This window comes from Alkalicoccobacillus plakortidis (assembly GCF_023703085.1).
GTDB lineage: Bacteria > Bacillota > Bacilli > Bacillales > Bacillaceae_D > Alkalicoccobacillus > Alkalicoccobacillus plakortidis.
Genome location: NZ_JAMQJY010000001.1, coordinates 2,471,509 through 2,493,333, shown reverse-complemented (window position 1 = coordinate 2,493,333; position 21,825 = coordinate 2,471,509). Strand labels below are relative to the sequence as shown.

Below are 21,825 nucleotides of genomic sequence, written 5' to 3'. Positions count from 1 at the left end.
AATGACTGTTAAAGGAATTATATTTGACAAGGATGGAACCTTAATTCGATTTGAATCGGTGTGGATTGATGCCACGTATCAGGTCATAGACTCACTCGCTGATACGTTTGGTCATGCTGATGATGATCATTTGAAGGAAAAACTGGCTAAAAGCATTGGTTTAAATGGAAACGATGTAAGCGAGCATGGCTTTTTAGCAAGTGGAACAACAAAGGACTTCGCCGCAGCCTTTGCCGATATTCTTCATGTTCCAGAATCATCTGTACTTAAAGAAGTGAACCAAGCTTATGATGAAGAGATCGAACACAAATTGGAGCGCATTGAAGCAATTGGCGATTTGCCTAAACTATTTGAGTCACTAAAACAAGCAGGATATCGACTTGGTGTGATTACGGCAGACAATTATTACAGCACAAATGCTACCCTTAAGAAGCTAGGGATCTATGAATATATTGACTTCATTGGAACGGCCGATCTATATAACAAAAAACCAGAGAGACAGGCAATGGACGCATTTTGCCAAAAGATGAATCTATCCCCAAACGAAGTGATTCACGTTGGAGATACAGATGTTGACCTAGCCTTCTCCAAGCACTGTTTACATGGAATCGGCGTACTCTCAGGTGTCGGCACATTCCCAACACTCTCAACCTATACGGATTATATAATAAAAGATGTCCACGAATTATGGACAGAAACAAACACCTTGATCTGTGAAAATTAGTCTAAAAAAAGAGGAAGTGAGCACGGAGAAACGTGTTCACTTCCTTTTTTTTACGGATTATTTGACCAAATGCCAGCAGTCTTCAGCACCACACGAGGGTGAAGTTTAAGCTGAGCAACCATTAGCTCGGCCAAATCCTCTGCCTGCATCACTTTTTCAGGGTTACCATCTGTTAGATTTAACTCAACAGCCATATCTGTTGCAACAGTACTTGGTGTAAGAGTTGTAACTCGGATGTTTTTCTTACGCACTTCCATCATTAACGACTCACTTAGGCCAATAACCGCTGCTTTTGATGCTGTGTACGCACTGGTAATAGGCGCACCTTTTTGACCAGCTGTTGAAGAGATATTAATGATATCTCCTGTGTTGCGCTCGATCATTTCCGGTAATACCGCACGGGTTGTGTAGTACACTCCTTTTACATTCACATCAATAATATTTGTCCATTCTTCTGGCGTTAAGTCCATAAAACCACCGAACTTCGAGATCCCAAGCATTGTTAACTAGAATATCAATTGGACCAAGCTCTGCGCGGATGCTCTCGACTGCCGCTGTGATTGAATCTAAATCCTCTATGTTTGCCGCAGCAATCGCTACCTTTACGTCATACTGTTTTAATTCTTCTGCTGCTTTTTGCAGGTTCTCAAGCGTGCGACCAACAAGACCAACGTGAATGCCTTCTTTAGCAAACTCCTCAGCAGTAGCTCGGCCGATTCCACGCCCAAGCTCCCGTAATTAATGCCACTTTTCCTGTAATTGATTGCATACTTCCACTCCTTTAGATTAGGTTGTTTTAGTGTAACGGATTTAATTGGGGGATGCTATAAATTGTGCCTGAGGAGAGAGGAGGAGTTATGTGATTGTGGTGATGGAGGGGAAAGTGGAGCGATAGAAGGATGGATTGAAACGATGGAGCACGAATTGAAACGATAGAAGGCCAAATTGAAACGATGGAGCATTGACTGAAACGATAGAAGGCCAAATTGAAACGATGGAGCACGAATTGAAACGATAGAAGGCCAAATTGAAACGATGGAGCACGAATTGAAACGATGGAGCACGAATTGAAACGATAGAAGGCCAAATTGGAGCGATAGAGCATGAACTGAAACGATAGAAGGACGGATTGGAGCGATGGAGCACGAATTGAAACGATAGAAGGCCAAATTGGAGCGATGGAGCACGAATTGAAACGATAGAAGGCCAAATTGGAGCGATGGAGCACGAATTGAAACGATAAAACACCAAATCAAAACGATGCAACCATGAACGTTCACTCAATCCTTGCTAATCAACATCTCATCGATGTTTTTGAACAAGCTAAATACAAGCAAGTCTATGGACGATATCTAATTTAGTTACATATAGTAAGAAAACCGACCTAATTATTTGAATTGTTATTATATACAGACATTTAATTTTCCAACTTTTACTTATGTAAAAAAGCGGGTGATATTTTAAAATTGTTTTATTAGTGCTACAATAGGAACAGGAAACATATTCAAAATTTTTCTTCGAATCTTAACGTATAAGGACTGAAAATATATGACGAACTCACAACATAGTACGGACGTTATATTGATTGGTGCTGGGGTTATGAGCTCAACCTTGGGCGTACTGTTGAAAGAATTGGCACCGGACTGGAACATGACGGTTTTTGAAAAGTTATCAAATGCAGGTGAAGAAAGCTCTAATGAATGGAATAATGCGGGAACAGGGCATGCGGCATTGTGTGAACTGAATTACACATCCGAAAAGCCTGATGGTTCAATGGATATTAGTAAAGCAATAAAAATTAACGAACAGTTTCAAGTTTCAATGCAGTTTTGGTCGTATCTTGTTAGCCAAAAGCTAATTGAGTCGCCACAGGAATTTATAAAAGCACTTCCTCATATGAGCATGGTACAAGGGCAAGCAAACGTCGATTTTCTAAAAAAACGTTTTAAAGCGCTTTCAGACAACCCTCTGTTTAAAGGCATGGAATTCTCTGAGGATCCAGAGAAATTGATGGAATGGATTCCACTTATGATGAAGGATCGGCCAGTAGAGGATCGGATTGCAGCTACAAAAATCGACACTGGCACAGATGTGAATTTTGGTGCATTAACTCATAAGATGTTCGACCATTTAGAGGGTCTTGGGGTTGATATGCATTATAATCACAGTGTGACAGATTTAAAACGCACAAGTGCAGGCTTATGGGAAGTAAAAGTACGTAATCTTGAAAGCGGTACAACCGAGACGCATACGGCTAAGTTTGTCTTTATTGGAGGCGGGGGAGGAAGTTTGCACCTACTTCAGAAGTCCGGTATTCCTGAGGGCAAACATATTGGTGGATTCCCTGTAAGTGGCATCTTTATGGCCTGTAATAATCCGGATGTGGTCGAGCAGCATCATGCAAAAGTGTACGGGAAGGCAAAGAATGGTGCTCCACCAATGTCAGTGCCTCACCTGGATACACGATTTATTGAAAATCAAAAAATGCTTTTATTTGGGCCGTTCGCCGGTTTTTCTCCAAAGTTCTTGAAGCATGGCTCGGTAATGGATCTATTTACTTCGGTAAAAGCGGATAACCTTGTGACGATGCTTGCTGCGGGAGCAAAAAATATGTCACTGACAAAATACTTAATTCAGCAAGTGATGTTATCTAAAGAACAACGCATGAATGATTTACGTGATTTTATTCCAAATGCCAAATCAGAGGATTGGGACTTAGTCATTGCCGGTCAACGTGTGCAGGTTATTAAGGACACGGAAGCTGGCGGCAAAGGTACACTTCAGTTTGGTACAGAGGTTATTAGTGCAGAGGATGGCTCCATCGCCGCACTGCTCGGTGCGTCGCCTGGTGCCTCAACAGCTGTTCACGTGATGCTTGATGTCATAAATCGATGTTTCCCAGAGCGCATGCAGGAGTGGGATGCAAAGATCAAAGAAATGGTACCTTCATACGGACAATTTCTAATGAATAACCAAGAACTGCTCGATCACGTTCATGCTACAACAGCAGAGGTGTTGGAGTTACAAGATCCGAATCAAACAAGTGGAAAACATTTGTTGAAGCAGGCGTAATAGGTAATGAAAAAAGCTGACTAAGATAAACTTGGTCAGCTTTTTTCTATGTGCTTAGCAAATATCAGATATATTTTATCAATTTTAGGATTCCGGCTTCCGGGTCTCTGCTATACGATAGAGCTAGCTAGTAAAGAGGAGGGGTTATTATGAAAGCGCTTAAATTAGTTGTATTAACAGCCGGAGCTGCTGCGTTGATGGTTGGTTGTGGGGATTCAAGTTCAGGTTCTGGTGAAGGAGAGCTTGTAATCTATACGACTCGGAGTGAGAACTTGAACGAGGCGGTCATTCCAAGCTTTGAGAAAGAAACGGGCATCAAGGTGCAGACGATTTCGGCGGGAACGGGTGAGGTTGTGACACGAGTGGAGTCGGAGCGTAATAATCCGCAGGGGGATATTCTCTGGGCAGCGGACGTGACGATGCTGCATGATAAGACGGATTTGTTTGAGGAGTACGTTTCTCCTGAGGATGAGTTTATGATGGAAGGCTTTAAGAATACAACAGGCTTTTTCTCTCCAAGCGTTTTCGGATCCAACGGTGTTTATTGTAAATACAGATCTTGCGGGTGATATTCAAATTGATAGCTTTCAGGATCTTTTAAATCCAGAGTTAAAGGGACGTATTGCGTTTGGTGATCCCGTTAATTCAAGCTCTGCTTTCCAATCACTTGTAGCGATGCTGTATGCAGCGGGAGATGGAGATCCAATGGCTGATGAGGCATGGGATTTTGTTGAAGAATTCCTTGCTAATCTTGATGGTAAGGTTCAGGGTAGCTCGGGTCAGGTGCATCGTGGTGTAGCTGATGGCGAGTATGTGGTTGGTCTAACGTGGGAAGATCCGGTTATTCATTACATGCAAAGTGGAGCAGCAGTTGATGTGGTGTTCCCAACTGAAGGTGTTATCTATCCTGGTCAGTCTGTACAAATTATCAAAGGAACAGATAATTTAGAGGGCGCTCAGAAGTTTATCGATTATGTACTATCTGAAGAAGTGCAAAGTCGCACTGGTATGGAGCTAACGGTTCGCCCATTGCGTGATGGTGTAGAGGTAGCGGATTATATGACTCCTCAGGATGAGATCTCTTTATTTGAGGATTATGATGAGGATTATATTATCGAAAACACGGATGACATTACAGCTCGTTATGTAGATGTACTCGAACAATCAATGAATTAATCAGCTGGATATGCAGAGTACGAGAGGATCTCTGCATGTCTATTTTTTATAGAGACGAAGGGAGAGATTATCCATGAGTGTAGCTATTCATATCGATAAAGTAGTTAAGAAGTATGAGGATCATACCGTTATAAACGGACTGTCATTAACGATTAAACCAGGTGAATTATTCACTCTACTTGGGCCATCAGGTTGTGGGAAAACAACACTACTGAGGATGATTATTGGGTTTAACTCTATCGAGGGAGGTGCCATTAAGGTTGATGATCAAGTAATTAATACGATCCCCGTTAATAAAAGAAAGATGGGTATGGTTTTTCAAAACTATGCAATCTTTCCTCATATGACTGTAGAAGAAAATATTGCATTTGGTCTGAAGGCACAGAATGTTGATAAGAAAAATATGCAGAGTCGTATCAATGAGATGATGAAGGTTGTTCGAATTGAGGATCATCATGCGAAGAAGCCTGATAAGCTTTCAGGTGGGCAGCAGCAGCGGGTAGCTCTGGCGCGGGCATTAGTCATTAATCCAAAGGTGTTGTTAATGGATGAGCCGTTATCAAACTTGGATGCGAAGCTTCGTGTCGAAATGCGTAATGCTATTAAGGAGATTCAGCAGGAAGTAGGCATTACTACTGTATATGTCACGCATGATCAAGAAGAAGCGTTAGCTATTTCTGATCGGATTGCGGTCATGAATAAAGGAATTATTCAACAGATTGGTAAACCAGAAAACATCTATCTTCGACCAAATAATTTATTTGTGGCTCAGTTTATAGGAACGTCCAATGTTGTAAAAGGAATAGTTGAAAAGCATCAGGATGGAAACTACGTAGTCTTTAATGATGGCTACCGTGAAAAACTGAATAATCTTGTTGATACGGTAAAAGTAGGTCAGCAAGTGCTAGCCTCTGTTAGACCACAGGAATTTGTTGTCACAACAGATACAAGTGCAATCGCTGGAGTAGTAGACAAAACAATGTTTTTAGGCATTAATACGCATTATTTCATCACATTAACATCAGGAGAGAAGGTAGAAGTGGTCCAGAATATAGAGGATCATGCCATTATTCCTGAAGGGACAGCTGTTCATTTGAAGGTAAAGCCGAAGTTGATTAATGTGTTTGATGCAGCGAGTGAGATGACACTGATTAAGGCAGGTGAGTAATATGCTGCGCAAAAGCCTTAATGGTTGGAACCTTATTACCTTATTTATCATGCTATTCTTTGCTTTATTTATCTTATTTCCAGTCATTCTTGTACTGAATAAAAGTGTGTATGATTCAGGGTCAGGTACATTTACACTTGAGCACTTTGCTCATTTCTTTGAACGTAAATTCTATTGGGTTACCTTATGGAACAGTATAAAAGTTACCATTGTGAGTACGCTTCTAGCTGTTTTAATAGGGTTACCGCTTGCGTATATCTTACGACGAGTGAAGATCTTTGGAAGCAAAACCATTCAAATTCTCGTCATCGTTTCCTATATTTCGCCTCCATTTATTGGAGCGTATGCGTGGATCCAATTGCTAGGCCGAGGTGGTATCGTCACTAAATTTCTAAATAACACCTTTGATATGAACTATGATGGAATTTATGGATTTGCAGGCATCGTGCTTGTGCTGACATTGCAGTCATTTCCGTTAATCTTTATTTATATCTCAGGAGCGCTTAAGAATTTAGATAATTCATTGATTGAAGCTGCGGAAAGTCTTGGGTATTCTGGGATTCAGCGTGTCATGAAAATCGTGGTACCGTTAATTACACCAACGATATTGGCTAGTTCACTACTGGTATTTATGCGTGTGATTGCAGATTTTGGGACACCGATGCTTATTGGTGAAGGGTATCGAACGATCCCTGTTTTAATATATACTCAATTTATGAGTGAGGTTGGTGGAGATGCAGGATTTGCCGCTGCCATTGCCGCTATCTTCATTATCGTGACGATTGCTCTGTTTCTTGTGCAGCGAATTATCTCACGCCAGTATGCATACTCGATGTCAGCTCTTAAACCAATGGAAGTGAAAAGAAGCTATGGCATCAAAAATGTGTTGAGTCATGGGGCTGTTTATATCATTGCCCTTTTATCCATATTACCGCAACTAGTAGTAGTCTACACTTCTTTCTTGGAGACAACGGGTGGCCAGGTATACACAGGTAGATTCTCGCTTCAAAACTATGAAACCATTTTATTTAATAGGGATCTTTCCATGATCCTCAATACCTATAAACTAGGGTTATTTGCAATCGCTATCATTGTAGTGCTTGGTATCTTTATTGCCTATCTGACTGTTCGTAAGCGTAACGTTATTACGTCCATGTTAGATACCATTTCGATGCTGCCATTTGTTATTCCAGGCTCTGTTCTTGGGATCGCACTTGTATTTGCCTTTAATGATGCACCTTTTTTCTTAACTGGTACAGCGTTGATTATGGTACTGGCCTTTGTTATTCGCCGGATGCCGTATACGATCCGCTCAAGTACGGCCATAGTTAGTCAGATCAGTCCAAGTATGGAGGAAGCGGCTATTAGCCTGGGTGCATCAGAAAAACGAACGTTCTTTAAAGTTATTGTGCCTATGATGATGCCGGGTGTGTTAGCTGGGGCCATTATGAGTTGGATTACCATTCTTGGTGAGCTTAGTGCATCGATTATCTTGTATTCAAGCAACACGCAAACATTGGCTGTATCAATCTATTCAGAGGTTATTCGTGGAAACTTTGGAAATGCCTCGGCCTACTCAGCGATCTTAACTGTTACATCGATTTTATCGCTGTTATTGTTCTTTAAGCTATCCGGTAAAAAAGAAATGAATTTGTAAAAGTGATTGGGCTGCCTTTCTATCAAGGTAGCCCTATTTTTAAACAGGCATAGTGGAGTTGGCATATATGGAACGCAGAAAAATCAAAGATGATATCAAACGCTCTTTTATAAAATACGCAGTTGTCATTATAGCTATTATTCTCTTTGTGTATTTGATTTCTTTATATCTGATTTTTAATGTATCTATCGTAAAGCCAAATCAAAAAATAAATGAGCAGGTTGCTGCTGAGATTGAAGCAGGATTTGAAGAATATAGGGCTGGCTTGTCTTCATTAATTAAAGACGAAACCATCACGTCATTTTTATCTGGAGCTAGTGGGGGGAATGAAACAAACCGTATCCTCTATGATTTTAGGAATGAACAGCAGATGAACGCTGACTTTGTTCTGCTAAATGAAGAGGAAGAGATCGTAGCTACTAGTTATTATGATGGAATCGAGCAGGAGCTGAGTCAAAGTATTTTTATGAATGAGTTGGTTAACAAAGCAAATAAAAACGGCATGATTGAAGAGCGATTAAACAAGCGAATTATGGATGTGAACCATGACGCGTCCTATGTATTTACAGCAGCGATACCGGGTAGTGATGGTACGATTGGGTATCTAATGTTTTTTCTTGAGAATCAACTTCCATCAACCAATAATCAGCTATTATTTGTGACGGATCCATTTGATAACGTCATCTTTTATAGTCATTCCTTTGCTTTAACGACTCTTGGTAAGTTAGAGCTTGAAAAAGGGCACTTTATACAATCTGATACTGATTATTTTTATAAAACACGTACAACCATCTCTGAAAATGACATTCAAGTTATTACACTAACGTCGATTAATTCATATCGTTTGCTATTATTCTATGGGCTTCTAACAATGGTTGTAAGCAGCTTGGTGATGATCCTTGTAGTATGGATTGTCACACCAAAAATATTAAAAAAGTCACTGCAGCCTTTTGATGCGCTCGTTACGATGATTTCTACTAAAAATCATAATCAACACTTTCAAAAGGAACATATTTTTGATGAAGTACAGACTATATATGAAGAATACACGAGTAAAATAAATGAAATTCAATTTCTGGTTGATCAGAATCAAGAAATTATGGAGAAAAGACGATTAAGTGAGATGAAGCATCTTGAAGCAAAGTTTAATCCGCATTTTCTTTTTAATGTGCTCGAAATGATTAAGTATGAAACATTGGCTGATCCTGAAAATGCTTCGGATATGATTGTCAAAACAGCAAAGCTAATGCGTTATAATGCAAATTTTGGAGATACAACAGTACCGTTGAAGAAGGATTTGAGTTATCTTGAAGATTACTTTTCCCTTCAGAAGATGAGGTATGGAAAAAGACTGAACTACTCCATTCAAATAGAGCCCTACGTATACGAGGCGCATATACCAAAACTGATGATTCAACCTTTAATCGAGAATGCGATAAAGCATAATATAAATGAAACACATTATTTGCTAGTCGAACTGACAATAGAGGTACTTGATGAAACACTTATGCTGATTCAAGTTAAAGATAACGGGCTTGGGTATGTCGCCTGAGACTCAAGCATTGGTGCAGTTGATTCTAGCAGGAGACCTGAAGGAAACCGAACATACCGGAATGAAGAATACTCACCAGCTAATTCAGCTTTTGTATGGCACTGAATATGGGCTTGATATAGAGACAACATTAGGAGAAGGAACCGTCATTTCTTTGCGAATTCCATATAAGGGGTGAGGCAATAATGATAAAGGTCGTATTAGTAGAAGATGAGCCTATGATTCTTAAAGGACTGCTTTATCGCATGGATTGGCTTAGCAGTGGCTGCGTAGTTGTCGGAACGGCAGAAAATGGAGAAGAGGGTTGCCAAATCATTGCTGAGACACAGCCTGATATTGTGATTACAGATATTCGAATGCCATTTAAAGATGGTTTGCAGATGTTGAAGGAAACGAAGCCCATTCAACAATATGAAGCCATTATTCTATCAGGTTATGGTGAATTCACCTATGCTCAACAAGCCATTGGTCTCGGTGTTCGGGATTATCTGTTGAAGCCAATCGATTTGAAGGAGCTTAGTGAATCGTTAAAACAATTAACGAAAGATGTTCAGGAAAAAAAGCAGCACGAACAGTCAAAAGTTATGAACGACTTGCTTCAATTTACACTGGATTCTGAGGCGGAATCAACCTATGCCGCAGATGCCGTTCGCTACATTAAAGGGTACTATGACCAGAAAATCACTCTAGCCATGCTTAGTGAGGAAATTGGTCTCTCCACTGTCAGCATTAATACTAAGCTTAAAGAAACAACTGGATACAGTTTCAACGAATTTCTTACCAGGTACAGAATTACAAAAGCACTTGATAAGCTTCAAAATGAAAAAATGCTTGTATACGAGGTTGCTGAGACTACTGGGTTTAGTGATTACAAGTACTTCAGTCATGTCTTTAAGAAATACATTGGAATGTCGCCAAAGCAGTTTTTAAGAGAGTCGATGTGAAAAGGATTAGAGGCAAGAGTGCCTCTAATCCTTTTTTATTCCTAGACATTATTCAACTTAAAACAAGGATGTTTTTAGTTCTACGTCTATGTTCCCTTTAGTTGCTTTTGAGTATGGGCAAAATGAATGAGCTTGCTCGACTAACTCTTCCGCTTCTTCAAGTGAAACACCGTTAACTACAACGGAAAGAACAACTGCAAGTTTGAAACCGCCTTCTGAATCTTTCCCTATAGATACTTCAGATGTAACCTTAGATTCAATTCTTTTTTTAAACTGTCTGGCAACGGCATTCAATGCGCTATCGAAGCAAGCAGAATAGCCTGCAGCAAATAGTTGCTCTGGGTTTGTTGATCCTTCTTTTTCTTGTCCGCCTAATGACTTAGGCATGGACAATGTGAGATCAAGCGTACCGTCACTACTTGTTACCTTCCCTTGACGTCCACCATCTGCTGTTGCTTTTGCTGTATATAAAGCTTCCACAATAAAAACCCCCTGAAATTAAGTTGCGCAAAACTGAATAGCTTACAATCATAATAACGCTCACAATTTGATTAGTCAACAATTAGATTGTGCAAAATTTAATTTTGTCATTAATGGGCCGGATTGTGTATGATAGATAGTAATAGATAGGGAAAGGGGACCAACGTGGATAACGAGATACTAAAGCTAGAAAATCAAATCTGCTTTAAGATGTACACGGCAGAACGTGAAATAATGAAGATGTACCGTACTTTATTAGAGGAACTAAATGTAACCTATTCACAATATCTTGTGTTACTAGTCTTATGGGAAAAAAATGCGAACACAGTTAAAGAATTAGGAGAAAAGCTATTGCTCGATTCAGGAACCTTAACGCCGATGTTAAAACGAATGGAAAGTCATGGACTCTTAAAAAGAAAGCGGTCGGTTGAGGATGAGCGCAGTGTTATTATTACACTAACAGCTGAGGGAGAAGCATTAAAACAAAAAGCGACACGTATACCATCACAATTAGTAGAGAATCTATCTCTAGAATTCGAGGACTACAAAAAGCTAGATGAGCTACTTACGACATTCCTCAAGCATGTTAAAAAATAAGAAAAAGGAGTTAGAGATAAATCATCTCTAACTCCTTAAAAGTATACAGTTCCCCTGCAATTTAGTATGCTATTCATAAGATAGATGCGATTAATAGGAGGGTGCGAAAATTGAAAACATTTAACATAAAAGGAACCGATCTACATGTATCCAATATTATCATGGGCAATATGCGAATTAACAATCTTACACTAAAAGAAACGGAAACATTGATTCATACAGCACAGGAATCGGGTATTAACTTTTTTGATCATGCAGATATCTATGGTGGAGGCAGTTGTGAAGAACAGTTTTCGAAAGCGCTTTCTATGGATAAAAATGTGAGAGAAAAAATGATTCTTCAGAGTAAATGTGGGATTAGAAGAGGGGCGACTGGTTATTATGACTTTTCTAAGGACCATATCCTGTCATCCGTTGACAATATCTTAAAAAGACTGCAAACGGATTATTTGGACATTTTGTTGCTACATCGTCCAGATCCGTTAATGGAACCAGAAGAAGTAGCAGAAGCGTTTGATCAACTACATGAGTCTGGAAAGGTACGTCATTTTGGTGTATCTAATCATAATCCAATGCAAATTGAGCTGTTACAAAAGAGCTTAAATCAAAAACTAGTGGTGAACCAGGTTCAATTCAGCTTAGCGCATACACCATTAATTGATTCCGGTGTGTCCTTAAATATGAACACAGAAAATGCAGTCAATAGAGATAGCAGCACACTGGAGTATTGCCGATTAAACGATATCTCGCTACAAGCATGGTCGCCATTCCAAACGGGATTCTTTGATGGGGTCTTTGTAGGTGATCATCAGCGTTTTCCTACATTAAACAAAGTGCTTGAGCGCTTAGCCACTAAATATGATGTCACTCCAACCACCATTGCAGTCGCGTGGATCACACGCCACCCAGCAAACATTCAAGTGGTACTTGGCACAACAAATGCGGGTCGTCTGCAAGAGTCCGCAGCAGGATCAGACATTCCATTAACAAGAGAAGAATGGTATGAGTTGTACGCGGCGGCAGACAATATGATCCCATAAACGAATAAAGGATAAAAAAACAAACCGTTATCTGGTTTGTTTTTTTTTGTTTTAAAAGCTGGTGGTAGAGCTATTGTTACTAACAAGGTGTATTTTTTCCTAGCAGTAGGAAAATCTACTGATATAGCGCTTTCAATAGAGGTGTCTTATTGTTGAGTCATAGAAAGGTTGTGGTTGATTTGCATGAAAAACGTAAACAATTAATTGACTTTCTATTAAAGCAAAACCAAGGTTACGTATCGGCTGCAACGTTAGCAGACATGTTAAACGTTACAGATCGAACCATTCGTAATTATATAAAAGATATTAATGAGAACTTCAGTGATATCGTCATCGTCTCATCTCCTCAAGGATATGCAATGATGTCTGACGATAGCCAAGGAAATCAAGAGGAGGTTGATCTAACAAATAAGGAACCTGAAGAGGCTATTCTTGAGTTTGAAATCATCCAATTCTTAATGAATAGAGATGAATACACTACTTATGAAGAGCTAGCAGAAGCCTTTTATTATTCGCCACAAACGATTCGAAGTCGTATGCAGAAGCTCACGATAAACATTTATTCTCTAGGAATTGATGTATCAATTGATACTAGGGTGTTTAAGGGGATTAAACTAGCTTGGAACAGAAATGCAAAAAAGAATCCTACTTGAGAGCTTTTTCACTTCTATTCATGTGAAAAAAGAAAACTATAAGGATTTTGTTATTCAGCATTTTCAGTCATGGGTGGATTCACAGACAATTGAAAGCGTTTTTAGATTAGTGGATGAAATGAACATAAAGTATCAGTTAAATATCGAATTCACTATTTATAAAAAGTTAACCGTGCAGCTACTCATAATGATTCATCAAATGAATCAAAAACGTCTGGTTGTTATTGATGATAAAGAACTGATGAAGTTAACAGAGTTTAAGGAATATGATGTGGCCCAAGCGTTTCAAACTCAGATGAATGAGTACACCACATTTTCAGAAGACGAAATTGTCTTCCTGGTCAATTATTTGATGTCGTTACAGCTTGATTTAGAGGATGTAGATATATCCAATCGAAATTCAAAGATTGTCGAAAAAATCGAGTCGATTCTATTCAAAGTAGAGCAGATATATCATGTGCCAACCTATTCAGAGCAGCGTTATAGACATAATATACTCAATCACATCTATCGGATTATCTATCCAGCTTCACATAATTTGCTTATCTATAATCCGTTTGTGAAAGAAACAAAAGCAGAGTATTTCTTCTCGTTTAGTGTCGCTTCAAATTTAGCCTTACAAATCGAAAAGGAATTTGACGTGGAAATTCAGGATAGTGAGATTGCTTATCTGGCCTATCACATTCAGGTAATCATCCAGTCGCAGGACAAAAAGAAGCGTAAGACAATCATTCTTTACACAAGAGGATATGAGCGAACGGAGCTTCTTGCTTCAAAGATCGCTACTTATTTCGATGAGCTAGAAATAGTCAAACTAGAAAAGTATTCAGCAGATCAGGTGTTTAAAGATCATTATTTATATATTGGGATCGATCTAACACATGTTTCTCAAGATCAAACCAATTTTATTAATGTACAGGGTAGTTTTAAAAGCGCAGATATCAAGAGAATAAGATTCTTTCTAGAAGCTCAAAATATGATAGTTGAACAAGCGAATATTTTCTGGATGAACGAACAAAGCCCTTCTGAAGCGATTCATCACTTATTAACAGTGAGTCAACAAGAATCATTTTATGAGCCCATTATGAGAAGAGAGACGATGTCCTATACATCTATAGGAAATCTAGTCGCCATTCCTCATCCTTATTTCGAAATGAAAGAGTATAAGGAACGCGTCATGATTGGTATTAATCAACAAGCCATTCAGTGGGGCACAGAAAAGGTACAGCTGATTATCATCTATATTCCTTCGTCAGATGTTGAACGGAATGAATATGTATTTACAGAGTTTTTTCAGAAGACGAAGAACATTGAACATGTGAGGTCACTGGTTCATACAACAACTGAAGAAGAGTTTTTAAACGTTTGGAATCAGATTTAAAACAAAAGAGGAGAGATAATTATGTTAATGAATATGAAGGATCTATTAGCGGTAGCGTACAAGCATCAGTTTGCAGTAGGGTCATTTAACGTGGCGAACAGTGAATTTGTAAGGGTTATTATTGAATCTGCTGAAGAGAAAAATGCACCAAGCTATCATTCAAATCCACCCAAATGAAGTAGAACTTCTAGGTGATGATTTTATTGCTTATGTTCGTGAGAGCTGCCGAAATGCAAAGGTTCCAATGGTTATCCATCTTGACCATGGTGGTTCTGTAGAAGATGTTATGAGAGCGATTAGAAACGGATTTACGTCTGTCATGATTGATGCATCTCACGCATCATTTGAAGATAACATTGCCATCTCTAAAGAGGTAGTGAAACTTGCACATAGCGTCAATGTTTCTGTTGAAGCTGAACTAGGAACAATTGGATCAAATGAAGGAAGCTCTGAAGGTGGAGCGGATGTCATCTTATATACAGATGTAGATGATGCAAAAACATTTGTAGAACAAACTGGAATTGATACATTGGCTATAGCAATTGGAACGTCCCATGGTCAATACAAACACGATAGACAGCCAGAATTAAAGTTAGATCTGCTTGCTGAGATCAACAAAAATGTAGATATCCCTCTTGTTCTTCATGGTGGTAGTGATAACAAAGATGAGGAAATCTCTCAGACCTACCTACATGGAGTATCAAAAATTAATCTTTCAACTGATATGAAGAATGCTTTCTTCAAAGAAATGCGTCGCTTCCTAATCGAAAACGATACAGCTTATGAGCCTGATATGATCATGCCGAGTGCACGTAAGGCTGCACAAGAAGTTGTGAAGAAAAAGATGGATCTATTTAATTCAACGAATCAAGCGCATCACTATTTCAGTTAAGCATTTCAGAATGATCTGGGAGGGGTTTTTGTGGAATTAGTAGACATTCTTACTAGTGATAATATAATTTTAAATCTCAAAGGTACTGATCAAGATACTGTCATTGATGAATTAGTGAACAAGTTGACTGAGAATCAACTGACAAATGATCCTATTGCCTTTAAAAAAGCGATATATAAAAGAGAGAATGAAATTTCTACAGCTGTGGGGTATGGAGTAGCAATTCCACACGCAAAATCAAAATCCGTTTCTAAGCCGACAATCATAATGGGGCGAACACTTCAAGGAATAGATTATGGAGGACAGCACACGAACTTAATCTTTATGATTGCTGCACCTGAAAATGCATCAAATGAACATCTCTCTCTTTTATCTAAGCTCTCGACGTTTCTAATGAGTGAAGCATTCCGAGCAAAGTTACTAGTAGCTACATCAATGGATGAGGTCATAAACGCTATAAAGAATCAAGACGTATCTGATGAGCCTGACCAAACGGACAAGCAGGATTCAGGAAAATATATAGTGGGTATCACCGCTTGCATGACGGGTATTGCGCATACGTATATGGCTGCAGAGTCATTAAAAGAAGCAGCAGCCAAACGTGGAATGAAAATTAAAATTCAAACCAATGGTGCCAATGGACCGGAAAATCGTTTAACAGCATCAGATATTCAGAATGCGGATGCAATTGTTGTGGCACATGATGTTAAAGTGGATACGGATGTATTCAAAGGGAAACGTTTTGTTGATGTCCCAGTAAAAAAGGCGATTAGTCATGCTGATCAATTAATTGACCAAGCACTCGCCTATGATATTCGTGACCCTCAGTCTGAGCATGTTTCAGAATCGCATGCTGAACCTGAGAAGAAGTCAGGCTTGAATTTCTATAAGCATATTATGAGTGGTGTATCTTATATGATCCCATTTGTAGTGGTGGGTGGTATCTTCATTGCCATTTCATTTATGTTTGGAATCTATGCAGCTGATCCTCAAAGTGATCAGTATAATATCTTTGCAGAATTCTTTAGTCAAGTAGGTGGAGAAGCAGCGTTCGCTCTAATGGTTCCTATTTTGGCTGGGTTCATTGGATACAGTATTGCGGATAAGCAAGGTCTTGCTCCTGCTATGATCGGTGGTATGGTCGCAAGTATTGGTGGATCTGGATTCCTTGGCGGGATGTTTGCCGGGTTTGTGGCTGGATTCTCAGCTTTGTATATTGGACGAGCTTTTGCTAGAGTACCAAAGGCCTTCCAAGGCTTAATATCTGTTTTATTAGTTCCATTATTAAGTACTCTTATTGTTGGTGCATTTATGTTCTTTATCTTAAATACACCAATGTCCTTACTCAATGTATTCTTAGAAAACTGGTTAACAGGTCTTACAGGTATTAATGCAGCAATCTTAGGTGCATTGTTAGCTGGTATGATGGCATCAGATATGGGCGGTCCAATTAACAAGACCGCATCAGCCTTTGGTTTAGCGATGTTTGCAGCGAATATCTTTGAGCCTTCTGCCGCTCTTATGGTTGGTGGTATGGTCCCACCAATCGGGATTGCACTAGCGACAACGTTATTCAAAAATCGCTTCACTCTTCAAGAAGCGGAAGCTGGAAAAGCAAGCTATGTATTGGGAGCAAGCTTTATTACAGAGGGTGCAATTCCATTTGCAGCAGCAGATCCATTACGAATCATTCCTGCGAATATCGTAGGTGCTGCAATTGGTGGTGCTGCGTGTATGGCTCTAAATATATCTCTACAAGCACCACATGGCGGGATCTTTGTCATACCGATAGCAAGTAATCATCCTTTCTTATACATTGGATGTATCCTACTTGGATCGATCGTAACCTGCTTAATGATTGGGCTTTTGAAGAAGCCTCTATCTGAGAAAGATCGAAATAAAGGTAAAGCAATGGATTCAGTTATATAATTATAATGACCAAAACAGCTGAGGAGCGAGTCCTCAGCTGTTTTTTGTTTTGAGATTTAATATCATAGAGCATTAAAAGCCAAAACATTCTGTTAGACTTAATTAGAGAATTAGAAGAGGATTTAGAATGGGAAAAATACTAGAGTAAGGAGTCCATTTTATGAGGTTCTATATTGCGTCTAGTTTAAAAAATATCGACTTTGTTCGAGAGCTTGCGAGCTTGCTGAAAAAAGAAGGGTTTGAATTTACGTATGACTGGACTGAAGTAGAAGGGGTAAAGTCCATTGAATTGATATCAGCCATTGGAGAGAATGAGAAAGAAGCAGTTAAAAAATCTGATTTTGTGGTCCTTCTGCTTCCTGGTGGAAAGAGCAGTCATGTGGAACTAGGTATAGGTCTTGGACTCGACAAGCGAGTATATGTCTATTCTTCTACTGAGGAAAGCTATAATATGGATCAAACGAGTACCTTTTATTATGTTAAAGGTGTAGATCGATATGTGGGAAGTATAGAAGGTTTTGCAGAATATCTATTGAAAAAGGAAACGGAATTCATGTAGGGAGAAATCTACAAAAAGAAGGAATGGATATCCGTGATGTCCATTCCTTCACTAACATTAATCCAAGCCAAACAATTGTAAAAATCGTTGCCAAATGCTTGGTTCGTCTTCTGTTTCGGTGGTTTCTTCTGTCTCTTCAGGGGGCTTAATACTTTCTGTCTGAATCACAAATTGAACATTTTTAATGACATCATTATTGTCTTCTGAGACAAATGATACGGCTTCAAAATCTGATTTATCATATTGTGAGATCATCTCATCAATTTCTTGCTGCATCTGTTCAGGAATTTCTGAAGTAGCCGTCTCTAATTCACTCATACCATCACGAATCTCTGATAAGCCTCCTGATAATTCTCCTGATCCATCTGCAGAACGACTAATACCTGAATGTAGATCCTCGTACCCTTCTGACAGTTGGCTTACTCCGTTTGTGTAGTCCTTAAGCCCATTGTGAAAGCTACCGTATTGAGTAGCAAGCTCTTTAATTCCATTGCTTAATTCGTTGAGCCCTTCACCAGGATCAATCTCTTGAATGGCCTCTTGTACAGATGAGGAGAAGGTGTCGAGCCCTTCCTCTAATTGTGTTGTAGAGGAGCTAATCTCTTCTAAGGCAGGCTGCACAGCTTCAAAGCCTTCTTGTACAGCAGTGAAGGTTCCTTTGGCTTTTTGTGCAGCTGCATAAGTTTCTACAAGCTGTTGGATCGCTTCTGATTCTGGATTATCCATATAAAGCTGTTCAATCTCTTCTTCGCTTATATCATGGTCTGGAATCTCATTTATTGCTTCTTTTAGGGCTCCATAAGCCTGTTGATAGTGGGTATTAAGTTCGTCTATCCCGTCACCAAGCTCGGACATGCCATTTGAAAATTGGTCAAGTGCCTCAAAAAGGTCTTCATCTAGACCGATGTCCATATCAATGTCGCTGTTATTTAGTCCTTCACTTATCTCAAGTAAACCAGATTGGATGTCACTAGAGGCTGCAACTAGTTCTGTTCCACCGTTAGCTGCATCGCTCACACCATTTTTGTAGCTAGCTGATCCATCCTCAAGCTGACCTAAGCCAGAAGATAATTCGTCTATTCCATTTTTCACTTCTCCAAGCCCGGCGTTTAAGTCAGAGATAGCTCCAGTTAAGGAATCAAATTCTCCAGTTAACTCTTCGGTATCAGGTGTATCAATAGCAAAGGAGGAAGGTAGAGCAGAGATTTCAATGCCTTCCATCTCAAAATTTGTAACATCAGCTGTGATTTTATATGAAGCCTCTTCCTCAGGCATGACAGTAAAGGCTAACTGCTTATTTTGTCCTGCATTGGCAATCGTTGCTTCAGGCGCTTCAATTCCGGAGAAGATACTACTATCCAACGGGATCGATATCTGAAGCAAGTAATTTTCAAAGAAAGCAGGGTCAATCTCTTCGTTTTGAGTCACATCTATCTCAAGCTCGAAAGCTCCGTCTTCGCCTATAAGCTCCTCAGCATTAAGACTTTCACCATTGAGTGAGTAAGAAATGGTGAAATCCCACGGAAGTTGGGTTTGGTTCGAAAGGTTTCCTTGATAATAAAAGGTTCCTTCAGGGGCCTCTACTTCTACCTCGTTTGAGTCTGTTTGGTTGATGTCTGCTAATGTCGTTAAGTTTAATACTTTATCATAGGAGCCATAATCAATGATTTTTCCTTCATTATTTACTTCGAGCGCATTTACAATGTATAGTTCATTCACTTGACCGCTGTTGTTTAAGTTGGCATAGACCACTTCATCTTTTGATGAAATCGAGCCTGTTGTTGTCTCTTCTTCAGCAGAGGCAATTGAAGCAAACAAAGCTGGTTGAAGAACAAGAACAGTGGCAAACGTCATGTATTGTAGTCTTTTCATTTAGTCTTCCTCCTCATAAAAATCAGCTTTATAGGTTGTCTTTTTAACGAACCGATCAGAGACCAAGCAATAAAGCTGGCAGGAAAAATATGACCAGTAAAAATGCAAGAGCAGCACCACGTCCTAGCAGTAGTCCAATGGAGGATACTGTTGGATTGGTAGAAGTGAACCAAAGGATGAAGCCAACACTTGATAGGATGGCTGCAGATATCGTAATGGAGAACAGTTTTTCATCCAAAGCTGTTTTCATAGCTTGGTATGCTGGCATCTTCTCCCGGTGGTGTTTGTAGGTTTCCATTAGTAAAATCCCATAATCAATAGTAGCAGCTAATTGTACTGTACTCACGATTAAGTATCCTACGAAAACAAGCGAATCATTTGTGAAATAAGGAACAGATAAATTAATCCACACGGCTGCTTGAATGGTAAGCAATAATATGATGGGTATCGATATAGACCGGAATGTCAAAAGAAGAATAAACGCTATGGTGACAATGGTCATAATGTTTACAAACTGATTATCCTTGCTTACCGTCTCTTTGATATCATAAAGCGTCACGCTCTCACCTAAGCTATGAGCTTCATCACCATAATAAGAAGAGGCTAGCTCCCTTGTTTGTTCTACTAGCTGAAACGGAATGTCCCCTTCAACCCCTGCATTCGTAAACACCATAAGTCGACTATAAGAAGCAGAGCGAAACTCACTTGTAATGGATTCATCAAGGAAATCAATAGGAATCGCTGAATCTACTGCTGTAGCGTAAGACATCACTGAATCTACATGTGGAAGCATTTCCAGTTCATGAGCTAACGCCTCTTCTTTCGCTACATCATTGTTAGGAACCAACAACACAATCGGTGTTGATTGACCAAATGCCTCCTCAATTGCTCGTACATCCTGACCAGTACGGGTATCTTCAGGTAAATCTCCTAACCCATATGTGAAAGACGTACTGCTCTGAGCTAAGAAACTCGGAACAAGCAAAGCGAAAACAAGCAGAAGAGCAGGGATGCGCCACTTTAGAATTTTTGAGCCAACCCCTTTAAAGCTTGGAACTAAGCTTTTATGTCTTGTTTTTTCAATCCATTTGTAACCGTATAGGGTTAAAGCAGGTAAAAAGACGACTACAGACAAAAAGCTGAAAACAATACCTTTTACAAGGTTTAAACCAAGATCTGCGCCTATGCCAAACTCCATTAGCATTAAGGACATAAATCCAAAAAAAGTAGTAAGAGCACTAACAAAGATAACCGGGAAAGAAGCTTTCATTGCTATTGACATTGCTTTTTCCGGAGAATGCCCAAGCTTTAGCTCATCTGAAAATCGATGGAGTAAGAAAACGGCATAATCCAGTGAGACGGCTAACTGCAGAATTGGAGCCACAGATTGTGTAACAAATGAAATCTCTCCTAGAAAAACGTTTGTGCCTAAATTAATTAAGATTGATACACCTATAGCGGTTAAGAAAAAGATAGGTTCGGCCCATGAATTAGTGGATAGTATTAAAATAATCACGATAATCGGAATTAATAAAGCAGCTGCATAAATTGTTTCTGAGCTAGTCATATTCTGAGAAGTCGCTGTGTTTACAGCTTCACCTGCAACCGCATTCTCTTCTCCAATTAGCTCATAAATGGCATTAGTCGCATCAACCTCTGCTCCAGTTTCGATCGTTAAAGAAATAAGAGCCTGGCCATCCTTATAATAGGATTCAATCATACTAGAGTCAGCAACTTCTAAAGGAATTCTAGTATCCATTAGATCATCAAGCCACATGACATCTGATACGCCATCAATCGTGCCTAATTGTTCTTTGTATTCAATTGCTTCTTGAACAGAGACATCCCTTATCAGAACACTGGTATTTGGAATGGAAGCTGTAAATTCTGATTCCATTTCCTCAAGTCCAATACTTGAAGGAGCCTCCTCGGGTAAATAATCGACCATATTATAGTTAATCGATACAAAAAATTGTGCGATGACGGCAATGATCGTCATGACAGCAAAGAAAAGTACAACGGAACGCTTATACTGAATTATTTTTTGAATGAGCAATTTGTTCCCCACCTATATTGACATCTAGAGTATTTCCTATAATAGTATATAGACACAGTGTTGGGTAAACAAC

At 39.3% G+C, this 21,825-nt stretch carries 17 protein-coding genes and 3 pseudogenes; 16 read left to right on the top strand and 4 right to left on the bottom strand.

The features are described 5' to 3' along the window. The first annotated feature begins 1 nt into the window (after position 1). Positions 2-724 carry an HAD family hydrolase gene (locus NDM98_RS13095; protein ID WP_251608327.1) on the top strand — a complete coding sequence of 241 codons (723 nt, stop codon included), beginning with the start codon at positions 2-4 and terminating at the stop codon, positions 722-724. Positions 725-774: 50 nt separating this feature from the next. Here NDM98_RS13095 and NDM98_RS13090 read toward each other — a convergent pair. Next, a pseudogene (locus NDM98_RS13090) lies at positions 775-1,493 on the bottom strand (3-ketoacyl-ACP reductase). A 779-nt stretch (positions 1,494-2,272) separates the two neighbouring features. Between NDM98_RS13090 and mqo the strand changes: the two are divergent. The 8 genes from mqo to NDM98_RS13050 all read left to right on the top strand — a co-directional run bounded on the left by mqo (position 2,273) and on the right by NDM98_RS13050 (position 10,293). Next, positions 2,273-3,796, top strand: a complete 1,524-nt coding sequence (mqo, locus tag NDM98_RS13085) for a malate dehydrogenase (quinone) (RefSeq protein ID WP_251608325.1) — start codon at positions 2,273-2,275, stop codon at positions 3,794-3,796. Positions 3,797-3,945: 149 nt separating this feature from the next. Further along, the gene (locus NDM98_RS13080; RefSeq protein ID WP_251608323.1) at positions 3,946-4,365 is read left to right on the top strand and encodes a type 2 periplasmic-binding domain-containing protein; all 420 of its coding nucleotides are present in this window, start codon (positions 3,946-3,948) and stop codon (positions 4,363-4,365) included. Continuing rightward, positions 4,334-4,972 carry an extracellular solute-binding protein gene (locus NDM98_RS13075; RefSeq protein WP_251608321.1) on the top strand — a complete coding sequence of 213 codons (639 nt, stop codon included), beginning with the start codon at positions 4,334-4,336 and terminating at the stop codon, positions 4,970-4,972. Before NDM98_RS13080 ends, NDM98_RS13075 begins: the two co-directional genes overlap by 32 nt. Before the next feature lie 73 nt (positions 4,973-5,045). Continuing rightward, positions 5,046-6,140: an ABC transporter ATP-binding protein gene (locus NDM98_RS13070; protein ID WP_251608318.1), complete on the top strand. Its 1,095-nt coding sequence runs from the start codon at positions 5,046-5,048 to the stop codon at positions 6,138-6,140. Between the two features lies 1 nt (position 6,141). Next, positions 6,142-7,797 carry an ABC transporter permease gene (locus tag NDM98_RS13065; RefSeq protein ID WP_251608315.1) on the top strand — a complete coding sequence of 552 codons (1,656 nt, stop codon included), beginning with the start codon at positions 6,142-6,144 and terminating at the stop codon, positions 7,795-7,797. 67 nt (positions 7,798-7,864) lie between these two features. Next, positions 7,865-9,349, top strand: a complete 1,485-nt coding sequence (locus NDM98_RS13060) for a sensor histidine kinase (RefSeq protein WP_251608311.1) — start codon at positions 7,865-7,867, stop codon at positions 9,347-9,349. After that, on the top strand, positions 9,339-9,527 hold the full coding sequence (locus NDM98_RS13055) for a sensor histidine kinase (protein WP_251608308.1): 189 nt from the start codon (positions 9,339-9,341) through the stop codon (positions 9,525-9,527). Before NDM98_RS13060 ends, NDM98_RS13055 begins: the two co-directional genes overlap by 11 nt. 7 nt (positions 9,528-9,534) lie before the next feature. Next, positions 9,535-10,293, top strand: a complete 759-nt coding sequence (locus NDM98_RS13050) for a response regulator transcription factor (protein ID WP_251608305.1) — start codon at positions 9,535-9,537, stop codon at positions 10,291-10,293. A gap of 57 nt (positions 10,294-10,350) precedes the next feature. On the opposite strand, the gene NDM98_RS13045 is transcribed toward NDM98_RS13050, so the two are convergent. Continuing rightward, positions 10,351-10,773: an organic hydroperoxide resistance protein gene (locus NDM98_RS13045; protein ID WP_251608302.1), complete on the bottom strand. Its 423-nt coding sequence runs from the start codon at positions 10,771-10,773 to the stop codon at positions 10,351-10,353. Positions 10,774-10,938: 165 nt separating this feature from the next. On the opposite strand from NDM98_RS13045, the gene NDM98_RS13040 reads away from it, so the two are divergent. The 7 genes and pseudogenes from NDM98_RS13040 (at position 10,939) to NDM98_RS13010 (ending at position 17,824) form a co-directional block, all read left to right on the top strand. Next, positions 10,939-11,370, top strand: coding sequence for a MarR family winged helix-turn-helix transcriptional regulator (locus tag NDM98_RS13040; protein ID WP_308807721.1), 432 nt, complete (start codon positions 10,939-10,941; stop codon positions 11,368-11,370). A 110-nt stretch (positions 11,371-11,480) separates the two neighbouring features. Next, the gene (locus NDM98_RS13035; RefSeq protein ID WP_373370382.1) at positions 11,481-12,410 is read left to right on the top strand and encodes an aldo/keto reductase; all 930 of its coding nucleotides are present in this window, start codon (positions 11,481-11,483) and stop codon (positions 12,408-12,410) included. 152 nt (positions 12,411-12,562) lie between these two features. Continuing rightward, positions 12,563-13,063 carry an HTH domain-containing protein gene (locus tag NDM98_RS13030; protein ID WP_251608299.1) on the top strand — a complete coding sequence of 167 codons (501 nt, stop codon included), beginning with the start codon at positions 12,563-12,565 and terminating at the stop codon, positions 13,061-13,063. Then, positions 13,041-14,444, top strand: coding sequence for a BglG family transcription antiterminator (locus tag NDM98_RS13025; protein WP_251608297.1), 1,404 nt, complete (start codon positions 13,041-13,043; stop codon positions 14,442-14,444). The genes NDM98_RS13030 and NDM98_RS13025 overlap by 23 nt, the downstream gene beginning before the upstream one ends. 21 nt (positions 14,445-14,465) lie before the next feature. Further along, positions 14,466-15,336: pseudogene (locus NDM98_RS13020) on the top strand (ketose-bisphosphate aldolase). 30 nt (positions 15,337-15,366) lie between these two features. Beyond that, on the top strand, positions 15,367-17,265 hold the full coding sequence (locus tag NDM98_RS13015; RefSeq protein WP_251608295.1) for a PTS fructose transporter subunit IIABC: 1,899 nt from the start codon (positions 15,367-15,369) through the stop codon (positions 17,263-17,265). A gap of 160 nt (positions 17,266-17,425) precedes the next feature. Then, a complete protein-coding gene (locus tag NDM98_RS13010) occupies positions 17,426-17,824 on the top strand; it encodes a nucleoside 2-deoxyribosyltransferase (protein WP_251608293.1) in 399 nt (132 codons plus the stop codon). 57 nt (positions 17,825-17,881) lie between these two features. On the opposite strand, the gene NDM98_RS13005 is transcribed toward NDM98_RS13010, so the two are convergent. Together NDM98_RS13005 and NDM98_RS13000 are read right to left on the bottom strand one after the other, a co-directional pair. After that, on the bottom strand, positions 17,882-19,696 hold the full coding sequence (locus NDM98_RS13005; protein ID WP_251608291.1) for a coiled-coil domain-containing protein: 1,815 nt from the start codon (positions 19,694-19,696) through the stop codon (positions 17,882-17,884). Continuing rightward, positions 19,697-21,695 (bottom strand): annotated as a pseudogene (locus NDM98_RS13000) (efflux RND transporter permease subunit). It abuts the gene before it with no gap. Positions 21,696-21,825 lie beyond the last annotated feature (130 nt).

Excerpts from the sequence above, each read along its gene's own strand:
- NDM98_RS13095 (WP_251608327.1), top strand. The coding sequence starts at position 2 with ATGACTGTTAAAGGAATTATATTTGACAAGGATGGAACCTTAATTCGA.
- mqo (WP_251608325.1), top strand. The coding sequence starts at position 2,273 with ATGACGAACTCACAACATAGTACGGACGTTATATTGATTGGTGCTGGG.
- NDM98_RS13080 (WP_251608323.1), top strand. The coding sequence starts at position 3,946 with ATGAAAGCGCTTAAATTAGTTGTATTAACAGCCGGAGCTGCTGCGTTG.
- NDM98_RS13070 (WP_251608318.1), top strand. The coding sequence starts at position 5,046 with ATGAGTGTAGCTATTCATATCGATAAAGTAGTTAAGAAGTATGAGGAT.
- NDM98_RS13065 (WP_251608315.1), top strand. The coding sequence starts at position 6,142 with ATGCTGCGCAAAAGCCTTAATGGTTGGAACCTTATTACCTTATTTATC.
- NDM98_RS13060 (WP_251608311.1), top strand. The coding sequence starts at position 7,865 with ATGGAACGCAGAAAAATCAAAGATGATATCAAACGCTCTTTTATAAAA.
- NDM98_RS13055 (WP_251608308.1), top strand. The coding sequence starts at position 9,339 with ATGTCGCCTGAGACTCAAGCATTGGTGCAGTTGATTCTAGCAGGAGAC.
- NDM98_RS13050 (WP_251608305.1), top strand. The coding sequence starts at position 9,535 with ATGATAAAGGTCGTATTAGTAGAAGATGAGCCTATGATTCTTAAAGGA.
- NDM98_RS13025 (WP_251608297.1), top strand. The coding sequence starts at position 13,041 with ATGCAAAAAAGAATCCTACTTGAGAGCTTTTTCACTTCTATTCATGTG.
- NDM98_RS13010 (WP_251608293.1), top strand. The coding sequence starts at position 17,426 with ATGAGGTTCTATATTGCGTCTAGTTTAAAAAATATCGACTTTGTTCGA.
- NDM98_RS13005 (WP_251608291.1), bottom strand. The coding sequence starts at position 19,696 with ATGAAAAGACTACAATACATGACGTTTGCCACTGTTCTTGTTCTTCAA.